This window comes from Gordonia sp. Swx-4 (genome assembly GCF_030316175.1).
Lineage (GTDB): Bacteria > Actinomycetota > Actinomycetes > Mycobacteriales > Mycobacteriaceae > Gordonia > Gordonia alkanivorans.
This window is the reverse complement of record NZ_CP128197.1, coordinates 471,011-485,759: the sequence shown is the minus strand read 5'-3', so window position 1 is coordinate 485,759 and position 14,749 is coordinate 471,011. Positions and strand designations below refer to the sequence as shown.

Sequence of the window (14,749 nt, the reverse complement as noted above, 5' to 3'; positions counted from 1 at the left end):
TCAGTTCTCCTCGCCGTCGGGGAGCGACGCGACGAGCTCGTCGACGATGGCGTCCACACTCTGGTCCACGTCGACGGTCAGGCCGCGCTCATCGGGGGTCAGGGGTTCGAGGGTCTCGAACTGGGATTTCAGCAGCGCCGTCGGCATGAAGTGCCCCGGCCGCGATGCCTGCCGGCGGGCGATGACCTCGACCGAGCCGACGAGGTGCGCGAACAGCACCGATGACTCGTGCCCGCGCAGACGGTCACGGTACTCGTGCTTGAGAGCGGAGCAGCTCATCACCCCGCCGTCACCGTGCTCGGCGAGCCAGGCGCCGATGGACTCCAGCCACGGGCGGCGGTCGTCATCGTCGAGCGGCCGACCCGCCGACATCTTGGCAATGTTCTCCTCCGAGTGGAAGTCGTCGGCGTCGGCGAACGGAACGCGAAGACGCTGCGCCAACGCGGCTCCCACTGTCGACTTCCCCGACCCGGAAACACCCATCACGACCACCGGTGATCGCATGCCAACTCCTCCACATCGCTGTGCTGCTGATCACGGAGACTGCCTCAATAGTCATACTTATGCAAGTCTCTTGAGCAATACGTACGCACATTCGCTCCTTGCGCCGCTAATGAGAAGATGAAAGCGTGAGTCAGAGCACAGGCGGGACCACGGAGCGCCACGACGAGACCCTTGCCGCCATCGGTAGGCGCATCGTCTCGGGGGCACAGCCGGCGGGCAGCGTGCTGACGCTCGACGCCATCTGCACCGAGCACGGGGTGTCGCGGACCGTGGCACGCGAGGTGATCAAGGTCCTCGAATCGATGGGACTCGTCGAGTCGCGGCGCCGGGTCGGCATCACCATCCAGCCGCGCACCAGGTGGAGCGTGTTCGACCCGCGACTGATCCGGTGGCGTCTCGACGGCGCGGACCGTGCGGAGTTTCTCGCGACCCTGTCGGAGCTACGACGCGGATTCGAGCCCGTGGCGGCCGCGCTGGCGGCGGAACGAGCGAACGAGCACCACTGCCGCATCCTCGCGGCCGCGGTGTCGGACATGTCCGTCCACGGACGGACCGGCGACCTCGAGTCGTACCTGCTGGCCGACAAGGTCTTTCACCGCACCCTGCTCGAGGCGAGCGGCAACGAGATGTTCCGGTCGCTGGCCGACGTCGTCGGCGAGGTGCTCGCCGGTCGAACCCATCACGGGATGATGCCGCCGACCCCGAACCCGGCCGCGATCGCACTGCACGACGACGTGGCGAGAGCGATACGCCTCCGCGACCCGAAGGCCGCGGAGGCGTCGATGCGAGAGATCATCACCGAGGCGGCGGCAGCCGTCTCCCCCTCGCTGCCTGGGGTGCGAGCCTCGAAGGCCGACTAGACCAGCAGCTCGGCGATCTGAATGGTGTTGAGAGCAGCGCCCTTTCGGAGGTTGTCACCCGAGACGAACAGCGCGAGGCCGCGACCGTCCGGGACACCCGGATCCTGGCGGATACGACCCACGAGCGAGTTGTCCTTGCCGGCCGCGGCGAGCGGCGTCGGCACGTCGGTGAGCTCGACTCCGGCTGCGGCACCGAGGATCTCCTGGGCACGAGCAACCGACAGCGGCTCGGCGAATTCCGCGTTGATCGACAGCGAGTGTCCGGTGAACACGGGCACACGCACGCAGGTTCCGCTGACGAGAAGCTCGGGGAGACCGAGGATCCTGCGCGACTCGTTGCGCAGCTTCTGATCCTCGTCGGTCTCGCCGGTGCCGTCGTCGACGAGCGAACCGGCAAGTGCCACAACGTTGAACGCAATGGGTGCGACGTACTTGTTCGGGGCCGGGAAGTCGACGGCCGAGCCGTCGTGGACCAGCTTCTCGGCGTCGCCGACGACGGCGCGCACCTGTCCGGCGAGTTCCTCGACGCCGGCCAGACCGCTACCGGAGACCGCCTGGTAGCTCGAGATGATCAGACGCTGCAGTCCGGCTTCGTCGTGCAGCGGCTTGAGCACCGGCATGGCTGCCATGGTGGTGCAGTTGGGGTTGGCGATGATGCCCTTGGGCGGGTTCTTCGCCAGCTCCCCGTTGACCTCCGAGACCACCAGCGGCACATCGGGATCCTTGCGCCACGCCGACGAGTTGTCGATCACGGTGACACCGGCGGCGGCGAACCGCGGCGCCTGCTCGCGGGACATCGTGGCGCCCGCGGAGAACAGGGCGATGTCGAGACCGGCGGGATCGGCGGTGGCCGCATCCTCCACCACGATCTCCCCGTCACCCCACGGCAGCTTCTTGCCCGCCGACCGCGGCGATGCGAAGAAGCGCACCTCGTCGGCCGGGAAGTTGCGCTCTTCCAGGAGGGTTCGCATGACGGCACCGACCTGACCGGTCGCGCCGACGACTCCGATACGTACACCCATGATCAGCGACCCGTTCCTGCGTAGACGACGGCTTCTTCTTCGCCACCGAGATCGAAGGCGGCGTGCAGTGCGCGCACGGCGTCGTCGAGTTCGGTGTCGCGGCACAGCACCGAGATGCGGATCTCCGAGGTGGAGATCAGCTCGATGTTCACGCCGGCCTCGCTCAAGGCCTCACAGAAGGTGGCGGTGACGCCCGGGTGCGACTTCATGCCGGCGCCGACGAGGGAGACCTTGCCGATGTGGTCGTCGTACAGCAGTTCGGTGAAGCCGATCTCCTCGCGCAGCTTGGTGAGCTTCTCGACACCAAGCGGGCCGAGCTCGCGCGGCAGGGTGAAGGTGATGTCGGTCTTGCCGGTGTCGACTTTCGAGATGTTCTGCAACACCATGTCGATGTTGATCTCGGCGTCGGCGACGGCACGGAACACCTTGGCGGCGTAGCCCGGCTTGTCGTCGAGACCCACGACGGTGATCTTGGCTTCGCTGCGATCGTGTGCGACGCCGGTGAGAATGGCTTCTTCCACGGGAATGTCCTCCATCGATCCGGTCACCACGGTGCCGGGTTTGGTCGAGTACGACGAGCGCACGTGAACGGGAACGTTGTACCGGCGGGCGTATTCCACGCACCGCAGCATCAGGACCTTCGCGCCGCAGGCCGCGAGCTCGAGCATCTCCTCGAAGGAGACCTTGTCGAGGCGGCGGGCGTCGGGGACGATGCGCGGGTCGGCGGAGTACACGCCGTCGACGTCGGTGTAGATCTCGCAGACGTCGGCCTCGAGGGCCGCTGCCAGCGCGACGGCGGTGGTGTCGGAGCCTCCGCGGCCGAGGGTGGTGATGTCCTTGGTGTCCTGCGAGACACCCTGGAACCCGGCGACCAGCACGATCTTGCCCTCGTCGAGTGCGCTGCGAACGCGTCCCGGCGTGACGTCGATGATCTTGGCCTTGCCATGTGAGCTCGTCGTGATGACGCCGGCCTGTGAGCCGGTGAACGACTGAGCATGTGCACCAAGCGAACTGATGGCCATCGCCACCAGCGCGTTGGAGATGCGCTCACCCGAGGTCAGGAGCATGTCCATCTCGCGCGCCGGGGGCGCCGGGTTGACCTGCTGGGCGAGGTCGAGCAGTTCGTCCGTTGTGTCGCCCATCGCCGAGACGACGACGACAACGTCGTTGCCCTGTTTCTTCGTCTCGACGATGCGCTCGGCAACGCGACGGATGCGTTCGGCCGTTGCGACCGAGGATCCGCCGTACTTCTGCACCACGAGGGCCACGTCGAGTTACCTCCCGCCGGCTCGTGCGCCGGTTCGATAGACGTCAGCTTGCTTCGGACAACCTTACCGGGCAGCAGGTTGCAGCTCTGACCTGGTCACCGACGTTCTGTGATCCGTCGCACACGGCACGTCGCCGGTGGTCGTCCGCGACGACCTAGGATTCCACGGGTGGCCACCCCTACCGACGTCGACGATCCGGGCCGTCGTCCCGACCCCGACCCGGGCACGGGTGGAGTCGACGGCCGGCCGATCTCTCCGGGCGGCTCGACGCCGGCCCGACGCCCCGCCGACCCGGGACCCCCGTTCGCCGACTGGGTCCGCCGGTACCGCTGGTGCCTCGACGCCCTCGTCGTCTATCTGGTCATCCGCGCGATCGGAATCCTCACGCTCGCACGGTTCGCGGACCTGCGCGACATCACGCTCAGCAAGGCGCTCACCGTGTGGGACGGGCAGTGGATGCTGGCGATCGCCACCCACGGATACGACGGGGTGCCGGCGAGCCTGACCGATGCGCGCGGAATCCACACCGCCGACACCGCATATGCCTTCTTCCCCGGGTACCCGTACCTGGTCGGGTTCCTGGCGAAGCTGCCCGGTGTGACGCCGTTCGGTGCGGCGCTGACCCTCAATCTCGTTCTCGGATGCATCGCCGCGGTCGGCGCGGCCCGGCTCGGCATGGTGTGCGCGCGGCTGATGTCCCGTCGCTCCCCCATCGGCCCCGCCCCCGAGCGCGCCACCGGACTGTTCCTGGTGGTGCTCTTCGCGGCGACCCCGATGTCGATCGTGCTCAACATGGCCTACACCGAGGCGATGTTCTGTGCCCTCGCCACGTGGGCACTCATCGGAATCCTCGAGAAACGCTGGCTGCTGGCCGGGGTGATGGCGGGCCTCTGCGGGTTCTGCCGGCCGACCGCCGCGGTCGTCATCGGCGTGGTGGTCCTCGCCGCGCTGGTGTCCCTGTGGACCGGCCGCAGCTCCACCGAGGTCACCGGCGCGGACCGTGCGCGTGCCGCCGCTGCGATCGTCCTCAGTCCGCTGGGATACCTCACCTATCTGGGCGTCGTCTGGGCCCACACCGGTTCGCCGACGGGATGGTTCCGCATCCAGACCGAGGGCTGGGACACCGAGTTCGACTGGGGTGTGGCCGCATTCAACTTCGTCAACGAGCAGCTGGTCAATTCCGCCGAGGTGGCCCCGACCGCGACGTCGTGGATCGTACTGAGCACCCTGGTGATGCTCGGTGTGGCGGTCTGGGCGCGGCTGCCCTGGCCGGTGTTGCTGTTCGGTTCGCTGCTCGTTGCCCAGATCGTGCTGTCGAGCGGCCTGATGATGAGCAGACCGCGACTCCTGTTGCCCGCCTTCGTCCTTCTCATCCCGCTCGCGATGGCTCTCGCCCGGGCGCGGCCGGTGATCGCCGGCCTCGTCGTCGTTCCGATCGTCGTCGGCAGTTCGTGGTTCGGCGCGCACATGCTGACGGTGTTCCCGCACGCGATGTGACCGCGGTTCCGGCGGCTCAGTGCGCGGAGGCCTCGAAACCCGCACAGAGATAACCGATCCCGGCGTCGAGCCGGGCGCGCGGGTCCAACAGGTGTGCGGCGTCGGGGCGTCCGGCGAGACGGGCGAGGTGTTCGGGCACCGCGGCGTCGGACCGTCCGGCGATCACGTCGGAGAGCCGGACCGACGACGCCTCGGAGTCGCCTTGGACCTGATCGTCGATCAGCTTGTCGCCGACGGCCATCAGCGCGACGCCGTGGACGAAGCTCCACACCGTCAGCGCCATGTCGGTGGCACGTTCGATGCCGACACCGAGTTCCAGGAAACCCGCGGACAGCCAGTCGAGACATTCCAGCGAGGCCTCGCCGTAACTGAGCCGAGGTGACGAATAGGCCAGCACCACCCAGGGGTGACGCCGGTACAGCTCCCAGTCGACGTCGACGGCGATCCGGACCCGCTCCTGCCACGACGGCGCGTCCTCGTAGGGGTAGGGATAGCGCTGCGTGACCTCTTCTGACATCGCCAGCAGGAGGGCCTCCTTATCGGCGACGTGCCGGTAGAGCGACATCGCCCCGACCCCGAGCTCGTCGGCGACCCGCCGCATCGAGAGACCGTTCAGCCCCCGGGCGTCGGCGATCCCGATCGCGGCGTCGACGATGACCGCCGGCGACAACTTGGTCGTGCCAGATGTCACCTGCTCGCCCCTCCTGGTCCTCCGCGGGAATAAACGGATTGCGTACAGCGTACTCACCTGGCGTACGCTTGCCCGCGTACACCGTACGCGCCCTCGCTGGACGAGCAGATGAGGACCGCTGCGACGAACCTTGTCGAAACCCCATCTGCGAAACCATCGAGGAGCACATCGTGTCCACCCGCCTCGGCCCGTCGGATCGGCAACTTCCGGGTACCGCCGACCGACGAACCTGGCTGGGACTCGCGGTGCTCACGCTGCCCGTGTTCCTGGTGTCGATGGACGTCTCCGTCCTCTATCTCGCGATCCCCTCGATCACCGACGCGCTCGCGCCGTCGGCGGCCCAGCAACTGTGGATCCTGGACATCTACGGCTTCCTGATCGCCGGCCTGCTGATCACGATGGGCAATCTCGGCGACCGCATCGGACGGCGTCGCATCCTGCTCGCCGGAGCCGCGGTGTTCGGCGCGGCGTCGATCCTCGCCGCCTTCGCACCCACGGCCGGAATCCTCATCGCCGCTCGCGCCCTGATGGGTGTCGGCGGGGCGACGCTGATGCCGTCGAGCCTGTCGCTGATCGCCAACATGTTCTCCGACGACCGGGAGCGCGGCCGCGCCATCGGCGTCTGGACGGCAGCCTTCGCCGGTGGCGCCGCGGTCGGCCCGGTCATCGGCGGCGTGCTGCTGCACCACTTCTGGTGGGGCTCGGCCTTCCTCATCAACGTGCCGGTGCTGGCCGCCCTCCTCATCCTCGGCCCCCGACTCATCCCCGAGTACAAGGCACCCTCGACCGCACGGTTCGACGTGCTCGGCGTCGTGCTGTCGATGGCCGGCATCCTGCCCGTCGTCTACGCGGTGAAGACCATCGCGAGCGACGGCGCCGACGCGGGCGTCATCGTCATCGGGCTCGCCGGCCTGGCACTGCTCGCCGGCTTCGTGGTCCAGCAACGCAACTCCGCGGCACCACTTCTCGACCTCAAGCTGTTCCGGAACGCCCACTACGTCGGCGCGATCTCGGTGGCGCTCGTCGGCATGATGGCCCTCGGCGGGATGTCCTATCTGACCGGTGTCTACCTGCAGTCGGTGATGGGGCATGACGTCCTTGCCGCGGCGGTGGCCGGACTCCCGATGGCGGTCGCGGTGGCGGTGTTCTCGATCGGCGCCTCCCGGATCGCTACGGTGGTCGGCACCCGCGCGGCGTTCCTCGGGTCGATCGTGCTGGCGGCGGCCGGCAACTTCGGTTTGCTCGCGCTGACCACGTCGTCGCCGATCTGGGTGTACCTCGTCTTCACGTTCATCGCCGGTATCGGTTACGGCATCCAGTTCAGCCTGGTGTCGGTCGTCGTCGTGGGCGCGGTCCCACCGGAGCGGTCGGGCTCGGCGTCGGGGATCTCGGAAACAAGCTTCGAACTCGGCAACGCGCTCGGACTCGCCCTGTTCGGTTCGCTTGCCACGCTGGTGTTCCGCGGACATCGCGACGGCTGGTCGTTCGGCGACACACTCGGTGAGACGCTCCATCGCGCCCTCGAGATGGGTACGCCGGGCGACGGACTCGCGACCGCGGCCCGCCAGGCCTACGTCGACGGCATGCACGCGGCGTCGCTCGCGATCGGGATCTCGATGACCGTTCTCGGCATCGGGGTGTTCTTCGCGATGCGCAAGCCGCTGACGCCCTGGACTGCCGATGCCCGGACCGTGACCGACGAACCGCAGGAGGGTTCGCCGCTACCCTCGACCAAGTGCATGAACTGATCGAAGGACGATGGAGCGCGCGGGGTTACGACCCCGCCGCCACCATCTCCGTCGCGAACCTCACGACCATCGTCGACGCCGGGCGGTGGGCACCCACCTGGGGGCGCATGCAGCCGGTCCGGTTTGTCGTCGGCCGACGCGGAGACGCCACCTTCGACGCCCTCACCGGCGTCCTGACCCGGGGGAACTCGGGCTGGGCACCGCGGGCGGCCGCGTTGGTGCTGGTGTGCACCACGGATCGTCCCGACGACCCGAAGGAACACACATACGCGGCGGTCGACGTTGGTCTCGCCGTATCGCAGATGATCCTGCAGGCCGAGGCACTCGGCTTCAACGGCCACCCGATGGCCGGCTTCGACGCCGCCGCCGCGACCGCGGCCTTCGACATCCCCGCCGACAAGCGGCCTCTCGTACTCCTGGGGATCGGCGCACTCGTCGAGGACACCGCGTCGTTGCCCGAGGACATCCGCGACCGCGACGAGCGCCCGCGGACCCGCCTGACGCTCGACGAGGTCGCGTTCGCCGGACGGTGGGGACGGCCCGCGTTCACCGCGCCCGACGCGTGAAACGTCCCCGCCGCGATCGATGATCGCGACGGGGACGTCCTTGTTCTCATGCGGCCGTATACCGATTCGGCCTCAGGGACTTCAGCCGACGAGCTCGGGTTCCTGTTCGGTCCGCTCGGCCTCGGCGCGCATGGCCTTGTCCTTGGTCTCCACGATCAGGATCGTGCAGACCACACTGATCGCGGACAGGCCGGCGAGCAGGACACCCACCCAGATCGCACCGGGTCCGGCGATCAGCGGGGCGGCGATCAGCGGCGGGATGGCTCCGCCGAAGATCCCGGCGAGGTTGTAGCCCATGCCGGCACCGGTGTAGCGGTAGCGCGCCTCGAACAGTTCGGGGAGCAGCGCACCCGCCGGGCCGTAGGCGATGCCGAAGATCAGCAGGGTTCCGATCAGGCCGACGACGAAGGCGAAGCCGCCGCCGATCTCGAGGATCGGGAACAGGACCAGCGCCCACGGGATGGCGATGATGCACGAGGTCAGGATGACCCGACGTCGACCGACCCGGTCGGACCACATCGCCGACGCCGCGGTCGACAGGCCGAAGACGATCGCGGCGATCATGCCCGCGCTCAGCACGAACGTGCGGGACAGGTCGAGGCTCTTGGTGCCGTAGTTCGTGAGGAAGGCCGTGCCCATGTAGAAGAGGGAGAACAGGCTCGCCAGCGCACCGCCGGCGATGAGGATCTCTTTCCACTGGTATCGGAAGGCATCCATGAAGGGCAGGGCGGGCCCGTCCGCGGCCTCGGACTCAAGTGCCTTGCGGCGCTGGGCTTCCTGGAAGACCGGGGTCTCCGCGACGGCGAGCCGCACCCAGAGGCCGACGGCGACGAGAGCGAACGACAGGATGAAGGGGATGCGCCAGCCGTAGTCGAGGAAGGCCGAGCTCGTCTCGCCGAGGGTCAGCGTGGCGATGAGGAAGGTCAGACTCGACAGGAAGAATGCGAACGCCGGTCCGAGCTGCGGGAACATCGCGTACAGACCACGTTTTCCGGGAGGTGCGTATTCGGCCGTGAGCAGCGTCGCGCCGGCCCATTCACCGCCCACCGCGAAGCCCTGCAGGAATCGCAGTACGACGAGGGCGATGGGAGCCGCGATCCCGATGCCCGATTCGGCGATGCCGAAGACTCCGGTCTCGTACCCCGGGAGGAGTCCGATCGCCACGGTCGCGACGCCCATGATCAGCAGCGTCCACACAAGCGTCCGCTTGCGGCCGATCCGGTCACCGAAGTGCCCGAACAGCATGGCGCCGACCGGGCGTGCGAAGAACGCCACGGCGAAGGTCGCAAAGGATGCGATCGTGCCGGTCACCTCGTCGGCTGCCGGGAAGAACACCGTCGGGAACACCAGCGCGGCCGCGGTGCCGTAGATGAAGAAGTCGTAGAACTCGATGGTCGTGCCGATCGAGCTGGCGGCCGCGACGCGTCGGAGGCTGGTGGGCTTCGCGTCGGGCGGCGTCTGGGGGTCGGGCGGTAAGTCAGCGCGAGGCGGATCGGCGGGGATCGTGGTCACTGGCGTCGTCCTTCTGTGCAGGCGGCCGCGTCGCGGTTGAGCGGCTCTGTCGAAGACCGGGCGCGAAGCCCGTACACCCCTCCGGGCGTGGGAATGAGTTCGGTCACTCGCGGCTCCTGGTGAGATGCATGTCATAGCTTCACCGGGACCGCCCCTGCACGGCACCCCCCGAAGAGGGGGCGCGGAGGGGTCAGTTCACGATGGCGGTCGCCTCGATCTCGACCAGCACCTCCGGTTCGTACAGCGCCTGCACGCCGATCAGCGTGGCCGGCGGCATCGGCGTGGGCAGTCCCACCTCGTCGGCCACGGCTTCGATCCCGGCCATGAAGTCCCCGATCTTCGCCGGTTCCCAGTCGGTCACGTACACCGTCAGACGCACGACGTCGCCGAAATCCGCGCCTGCGCCGCGCAAGCCGCGGGCGACGTTCCGCAGCGTCTGGGCGACCTGCCCAGCGAGGTCGGCCGGGATCGGCGATCCGTCACCGGTGTGAGCCACCTGTCCGGCGAGGTACACGTGTCGGGTGCCGGTTCCCACCGCAACGTGGTGGTACGGGGCGTTCGGCAGCATGCCTTCGGGGCTGGAGAGCGTGACGGACATGAGTTCCTCCTGGTCTTTGTAGGTATCGCTTGTATACTTGGTTCCGTTCGGTTACTTCAACGAAACCAGGTCTCATGCCCGATACCCCTGCAGCCGCACCGCCCTCGCCGAGAGGCGAACACGAACTGAGGATCGACGCCGCGTCCCGGGAGTTGCTGGGTCAGGTCCTGGACAAATGGTCCCTGAGCGTGTTGAACGAACTGTGTGAGGCGCCGTCTCGGTTCAACGAACTGCGCCGCGCCATCCCGGCGGTGTCGCAGAAGTCGCTCACCAGCACGCTGCGCCGCCTCGAGCGAAACGGCATCATCGAACGCCGCATGCTCAGCACACGACCGGTCTCCGTCGAGTACCGGATCACGCCGCTGGGCAAGACCGTTCGCGAACCGATCGACGGACTCCTGGAGTGGGCGTCGACGCATCTGCCGGCCATCGACGCCGCGCGCGAGAGGTTCGACGACGAGGTCCTCGGCCCCGACGAGGACCGCTGATGCGGGCCCCGCCTGCCACCGACCGACGGACCAGGAATAGGCTTCCACCTGCACCTTTGGTCTCGATAGCACTGAGGAGTACAGTCGAGCGCATGCAGCGCGCACTCCTTCTCGGTTGCCGCGGCGGGGTCTGACACGACCGGCCCTCCGTCGCGGGGCCCAATCACGCGCCGGTCACTTTCCTTCCAGACACGGAGAATGACCACTCATGGCACCAGCAGACACCTTCACCTCCGGCGCCAGCCGAATCGTCGAGCCGAACGGCCCGATTCCCGCCGACCAGCCCGTATGGAATCCGCAGCGCAACTCCGCGATGCCGGTTCACCGCTACCGTCAGTTCGCCGACGAGGTCGAGACGATCTCGCTGCCCGACCGCACCTGGCCCGACAAGGTCATCACCAAGGCCCCGCTGTGGTGTGCGGTCGACCTGCGTGACGGCAACCAGGCACTGATCGATCCGATGAGCCCGGCGCGCAAGCGTCGCATGTTCGACCTGCTGGTCCGCATGGGCTACAAGGAGATCGAGGTCGGCTTCCCGTCGGCGAGCCAGACCGACTACGACTTCGTCCGCGAGATCATCGAGGACAACGCGATCCCCGACGACGTCACCATCCAGGTCCTGACGCAGTGTCGCGAGGAACTGATCGAGCGCACCTTCGAGGCCTGCCGCGGTGCCGCGAACGTCATCGTGCACTTCTACAACTCCACCTCGGTGCTGCAGCGCCGGGTGGTCTTCCGTGCCGACAAGCCGGCCATCGTCAAGATCGCCACCGACGCCGCCCACAAGGTGCTCGAGGTGGAGAAGAACTACCCCGACACCAACTGGCGCTACGAGTACTCGCCGGAGTCCTACACGGGCACCGAGCTGAGCTTCGCCAAGGAGGTCGTCGACGCGGTCACCGAGATCATCGCTCCCACCCCCGAGAAGCCGATGATCGTCAACCTGCCCGCGACCGTCGAGATGGCCACGCCGAACGTCTATGCGGACTCGATCGAGTGGATGCACCGCAACCTGGCCCGCCGCGACTCGATCATCCTGAGCCTGCACCCGCACAACGACCGCGGAACCGGTGTCGCCGCAGCCGAACTGGGCTTCCAGGCCGGCGCCGACCGCATCGAGGGCTGCCTTTTCGGCAACGGTGAGCGCACCGGCAACGTCTGCCTGGTGACCCTGGGCATGAATATGTTCAGCCGCGGCGTCGACCCGCAGATCAGCTTCTCCGACATCGACGAGATCCGTCGCACCGTCGAGTACTGCAACCAGCTGAACGTCCCCGAGCGTCACCCGTACGGCGGCGACCTGGTCTTCACCGCTTTCTCCGGCAGCCATCAGGACGCCATCAACAAGGGCCTGGACCAGATGAAGTACGACGCCGACGACGCCGACTCCGACGTCGACGACATCGTCTGGGCCGTACCGTATCTGCCGATCGACCCGAAGGACGTCGGCCGCAGCTACGAGGCCGTCATCCGCGTGAACAGCCAGTCCGGCAAGGGCGGCGTCGCCTACATCATGAAGGCCGACCACGGCATGAACCTGCCGCGTCGTCTGCAGATCGAGTTCAGCCGCGAGATCCAGAAGATCACCGACGGCGAGGGCGGCGAGGTCAATCCCAAGGAGATGTGGGATGTGTTCGCCCAGAACTACCTGCACCCGGTCTGGCCGCTGGAGCGCATCCGCCAGAAGGTCGACGCGGCCGAGGTCGACGGCGGCGAGGACCACATCACCGCCGTGGTGAAGATCGAGGGCAACGAGCGGGAGATCACCGGCTCGGGCAACGGTCCGCTGGCCGCCTTCGTCGACGCCCTGGGCACCGTCGGCTACGACGTCCGCGTCCTGGACTACAGCGAGCATGCCCTGACCGCGGGCGGCGACGCCAGCGCGGCGGCGTACGTGGAGACCGAGGTCAACGGCGAGACCGTTTGGGGTGTCGGCGTGGCGTCGTCGATCACCACCGCGAGCCTGCGTGCCGTGGTCTCTGCGGTCAACCGCGCCTACCGCGTCACCTCGACCCCCGCTGCCGAGGACGAAGCCGCACCGCGCACCTGGGCTCCGTAGAGACCCTCGCGTAGCCGAGAACCGAGTACATCTCTGGCCGCTGGGCCGGGACCACGTCGACGGGTGATCCTCGTCCGGGGTCCCGGCCCGTTGCGCACCTCCGTGCCGACGGACCGTCGAAGACGGCACAACGCCGATATCCCTCGCTTCAGGATTTTGTATACGGTTGCGACATGGTAGCCACGACAACCCGCGAGTTGTATCTGGAGACCGGCCTCGCCGTACTCGCCGATTCCGGATACAGCGCGTTGAAGCTGTCCGAGGTGTGCAATCGACTCGGGGTCACCAGCGGCTCGTTTTATCACTTCTTCAAGAACTGGTCGGACTACACCACCCAGCTGATCGACCACTGGCTCGACTCGCGCACCCAGGTGGAGGTCGCGGCCGTCCAGGCCGAACCCGATCCGTTGCGCCGGATGATCGAGCTCATCGAGTTCGCGGTGTCCCTCCCCCACGAGGCGGAGGCCGCGATCCGCACGTGGGCGGCGATGAACCCGGACGTCCGCGAGGTCCAGCAGGCCGCCGACCGGTCGCGCTACGACGTGGTCTTCGACATCGCGATGGAGCTGCTCGACGACCGGGTCGCCGCCCATCGGTATTCGAGCTGGGCCAACTTCGTCCTCACCGGATACGAACAGACCACTCTCCCCGAGGACCGTGAGGCCCTGAGGTGGGCGGCCGAGCAGTTCATCGAGTCCCTGGCGGGTGCGGCCCGGCAACGGCGTGACGGCCAGATCGTGACGACCGATGGGCGCCCCCAGGCACCGGTGGTTGCCCGCGACTGACCTGCCGGTACCGGCGCCCGATGCCCCTCGTGCTCGAACTCACTCCCGCCGACCTCGCACCATTCGCCACCATCCCCGAGGCGAAAGCGGCGCAGATGATCACCGATGCACTCGCAATCGCGCGCACCATCGCGCCGTGCATCGCTGACGACGAGTTCGAGCACGCCGACGCGGCGAAGGCGATCATTCGCGGGGCCATCCTGCGATGGGATGCCACCGGTGCCGCGGCGTTGACGACGCAGTCGACGGCAGGTCCGATCAGCGAGACCGTCACCGTCGGCGCCCGGCGGTCGATGTTCTTCCCGAGCGAGATCACCGGCCTACAGAAACTCTGCGGCCAGCAACGCCGAGGCCGCGCCTACACCATCGACACCACGCCACCGCCGACGACCTCGGTGCCCGTCCGCGTGCTCAACCTCCCCGGCCAGTAGCCGAGCCGCTAGCCCGACAGCCGCATCGCAACCCCCGGGGGATGACCCCCTCCCCCGGCCCCAAGCCGCCGCCCAGGGCATAGGCGAGGTCTCTCTCTGGCGTTTTTCCACCGAACAGACTCATCGTCGCACCGGGTTCGCGACTCGCTCTGCCGCAAGGGTCTGCGACCGATAAGGTGCCACTACTTTTGGTGCTACGTGTGGGCAAGCGGTTAGACAGGAACTTAAGCTTTGGCTAAAGTCGGTGTGGACCGAGTACTAGTCGTCAGTGGGAGCGCGTATGAAGTGCGGTGCGCCGTGCGCAGCGACGGTTCGTCGCCAGCGCATACCTTCCTCGAACTCTTGAAGAGCGGTCGCTGGGAGGAAGACCCTGACTCGGAGCAGATACCAGACGATGAGCAAGTCAAGGACCATCATTGGTTCATTGAGGCGATCCGATGCTTCGCAGACGAGGGTGAGCCGCCATACAGGCATGCAATCAACGACCTGCAAGATGGAGTTTGGGAATTCAAGAAGGGCCGCAAGCGACTCTCGTTCTTCGACACGGATGGGGAAGGCGGCTACACCCCCAAGCTGAGAATTCGTGATTACCACGACGCGGACGTGCCGGACAGCGAGCACTGGGATGTTCCCAACTTCGACGAGAACCTCCGCTTGGGACACGCGTTTCCGAAGCTCGGGCAGAAGACGCGATCGGAAGACTTAACTGGCTCTTCCTGA

General features: G+C 67.4%; 15 protein-coding genes. 9 read left to right on the top strand and 6 right to left on the bottom strand.

Annotation, left to right across the window (positions count from 1 at the left end; genetic code table 11):
• Nucleotides 1-504: a gluconokinase gene (locus PWF70_RS02150; protein WP_035754697.1), complete on the bottom strand. Its 504-nt coding sequence runs from the start codon at nt 502-504 to the stop codon at nt 1-3.
• Between the two features lie 125 nt (nt 505-629).
• Between PWF70_RS02150 and PWF70_RS02145 the strand changes: the two genes are divergently transcribed.
• Nucleotides 630-1,364 carry a FadR/GntR family transcriptional regulator gene (locus tag PWF70_RS02145; RefSeq protein WP_035754695.1) on the top strand — a complete coding sequence of 245 codons (735 nt, stop codon included), beginning with the start codon at nt 630-632 and terminating at the stop codon, nt 1,362-1,364.
• On the opposite strand, the gene PWF70_RS02140 is transcribed toward PWF70_RS02145, so the two are convergent.
• Together PWF70_RS02140 and PWF70_RS02135 are read right to left on the bottom strand one after the other, a co-directional pair.
• Nucleotides 1,361-2,386 carry an aspartate-semialdehyde dehydrogenase gene (locus PWF70_RS02140; protein WP_006358996.1) on the bottom strand — a complete coding sequence of 342 codons (1,026 nt, stop codon included), beginning with the start codon at nt 2,384-2,386 and terminating at the stop codon, nt 1,361-1,363. The two genes, PWF70_RS02145 and PWF70_RS02140, sit on opposite strands and share 4 nt — an antisense overlap.
• Before the next feature lie 2 nt (nt 2,387-2,388).
• A complete protein-coding gene (locus PWF70_RS02135; RefSeq protein ID WP_006358995.1) occupies nt 2,389-3,654 on the bottom strand; it encodes an aspartate kinase in 1,266 nt (421 codons plus the stop codon).
• Nucleotides 3,655-3,822: 168 nt separating this feature from the next.
• On the opposite strand from PWF70_RS02135, the gene PWF70_RS02130 reads away from it, so the two are divergent.
• Nucleotides 3,823-5,151, top strand: a complete 1,329-nt coding sequence (locus tag PWF70_RS02130; RefSeq protein ID WP_006358994.1) for a putative hexosyltransferase — start codon at nt 3,823-3,825, stop codon at nt 5,149-5,151.
• Between the two features lie 16 nt (nt 5,152-5,167).
• Here PWF70_RS02130 and PWF70_RS02125 read toward each other — a convergent pair whose 3' ends face one another.
• A complete protein-coding gene (locus PWF70_RS02125) occupies nt 5,168-5,842 on the bottom strand; it encodes a TetR/AcrR family transcriptional regulator (protein ID WP_006358993.1) in 675 nt (224 codons plus the stop codon).
• A gap of 170 nt (nt 5,843-6,012) precedes the next feature.
• Between PWF70_RS02125 and PWF70_RS02120 the strand changes: the two genes are divergently transcribed.
• Together PWF70_RS02120 and PWF70_RS02115 are read left to right on the top strand one after the other, a co-directional pair.
• Nucleotides 6,013-7,590 carry an MFS transporter gene (locus PWF70_RS02120; protein WP_006358992.1) on the top strand — a complete coding sequence of 526 codons (1,578 nt, stop codon included), beginning with the start codon at nt 6,013-6,015 and terminating at the stop codon, nt 7,588-7,590.
• On the top strand, nt 7,578-8,156 hold the full coding sequence (locus PWF70_RS02115; protein WP_006358991.1) for a nitroreductase family protein: 579 nt from the start codon (nt 7,578-7,580) through the stop codon (nt 8,154-8,156). The genes PWF70_RS02120 and PWF70_RS02115 overlap by 13 nt, the downstream gene beginning before the upstream one ends.
• 81 nt (nt 8,157-8,237) lie before the next feature.
• Here PWF70_RS02115 and PWF70_RS02110 read toward each other — a convergent pair whose 3' ends face one another.
• Nucleotides 8,238-9,668, bottom strand: coding sequence for an MFS transporter (locus PWF70_RS02110; protein ID WP_075863574.1), 1,431 nt, complete (start codon nt 9,666-9,668; stop codon nt 8,238-8,240).
• A gap of 190 nt (nt 9,669-9,858) precedes the next feature.
• Nucleotides 9,859-10,266 (bottom strand): RidA family protein, encoded by a 408-nt coding sequence (locus PWF70_RS02105; protein WP_279957243.1) that lies wholly within the window; start codon nt 10,264-10,266, stop codon nt 9,859-9,861.
• Between the two features lie 74 nt (nt 10,267-10,340).
• On the opposite strand from PWF70_RS02105, the gene PWF70_RS02100 reads away from it, so the two are divergent.
• From PWF70_RS02100 to PWF70_RS02080, 5 genes are all read left to right on the top strand, one after another.
• Entirely contained in the window at nt 10,341-10,754 is a 414-nt protein-coding gene (locus PWF70_RS02100) for a winged helix-turn-helix transcriptional regulator (RefSeq protein WP_006358988.1), read from the top strand.
• Between the two features lie 208 nt (nt 10,755-10,962).
• Nucleotides 10,963-12,813: a 2-isopropylmalate synthase gene (leuA, locus tag PWF70_RS02095; protein WP_035754692.1), complete on the top strand. Its 1,851-nt coding sequence runs from the start codon at nt 10,963-10,965 to the stop codon at nt 12,811-12,813.
• Nucleotides 12,814-12,986: 173 nt separating this feature from the next.
• A complete protein-coding gene (locus PWF70_RS02090) occupies nt 12,987-13,598 on the top strand; it encodes a TetR/AcrR family transcriptional regulator (RefSeq protein ID WP_035754691.1) in 612 nt (203 codons plus the stop codon).
• 20 nt (nt 13,599-13,618) lie between these two features.
• Nucleotides 13,619-14,029, top strand: coding sequence for a hypothetical protein (locus tag PWF70_RS02085; protein ID WP_051405983.1), 411 nt, complete (start codon nt 13,619-13,621; stop codon nt 14,027-14,029).
• Nucleotides 14,030-14,326: 297 nt separating this feature from the next.
• Nucleotides 14,327-14,749, top strand: a complete 423-nt coding sequence (locus PWF70_RS02080; RefSeq protein WP_279957245.1) for a hypothetical protein — start codon at nt 14,327-14,329, stop codon at nt 14,747-14,749.

Coding starts and splice junctions, on each gene's coding strand:
- leuA (WP_035754692.1), top strand. CDS start 10,963: ATGGCACCAGCAGACACCTTCACCTCCGGCGCCAGCCGAATCGTCGAG.
- PWF70_RS02100 (WP_006358988.1), top strand. CDS start 10,341: ATGCCCGATACCCCTGCAGCCGCACCGCCCTCGCCGAGAGGCGAACAC.
- PWF70_RS02140 (WP_006358996.1), bottom strand. CDS start 2,386: ATGGGTGTACGTATCGGAGTCGTCGGCGCGACCGGTCAGGTCGGTGCC.
- PWF70_RS02085 (WP_051405983.1), top strand. CDS start 13,619: ATGCCCCTCGTGCTCGAACTCACTCCCGCCGACCTCGCACCATTCGCC.
- PWF70_RS02090 (WP_035754691.1), top strand. CDS start 12,987: ATGGTAGCCACGACAACCCGCGAGTTGTATCTGGAGACCGGCCTCGCC.
- PWF70_RS02150 (WP_035754697.1), bottom strand. CDS start 504: ATGCGATCACCGGTGGTCGTGATGGGTGTTTCCGGGTCGGGGAAGTCG.
- PWF70_RS02105 (WP_279957243.1), bottom strand. CDS start 10,266: ATGTCCGTCACGCTCTCCAGCCCCGAAGGCATGCTGCCGAACGCCCCG.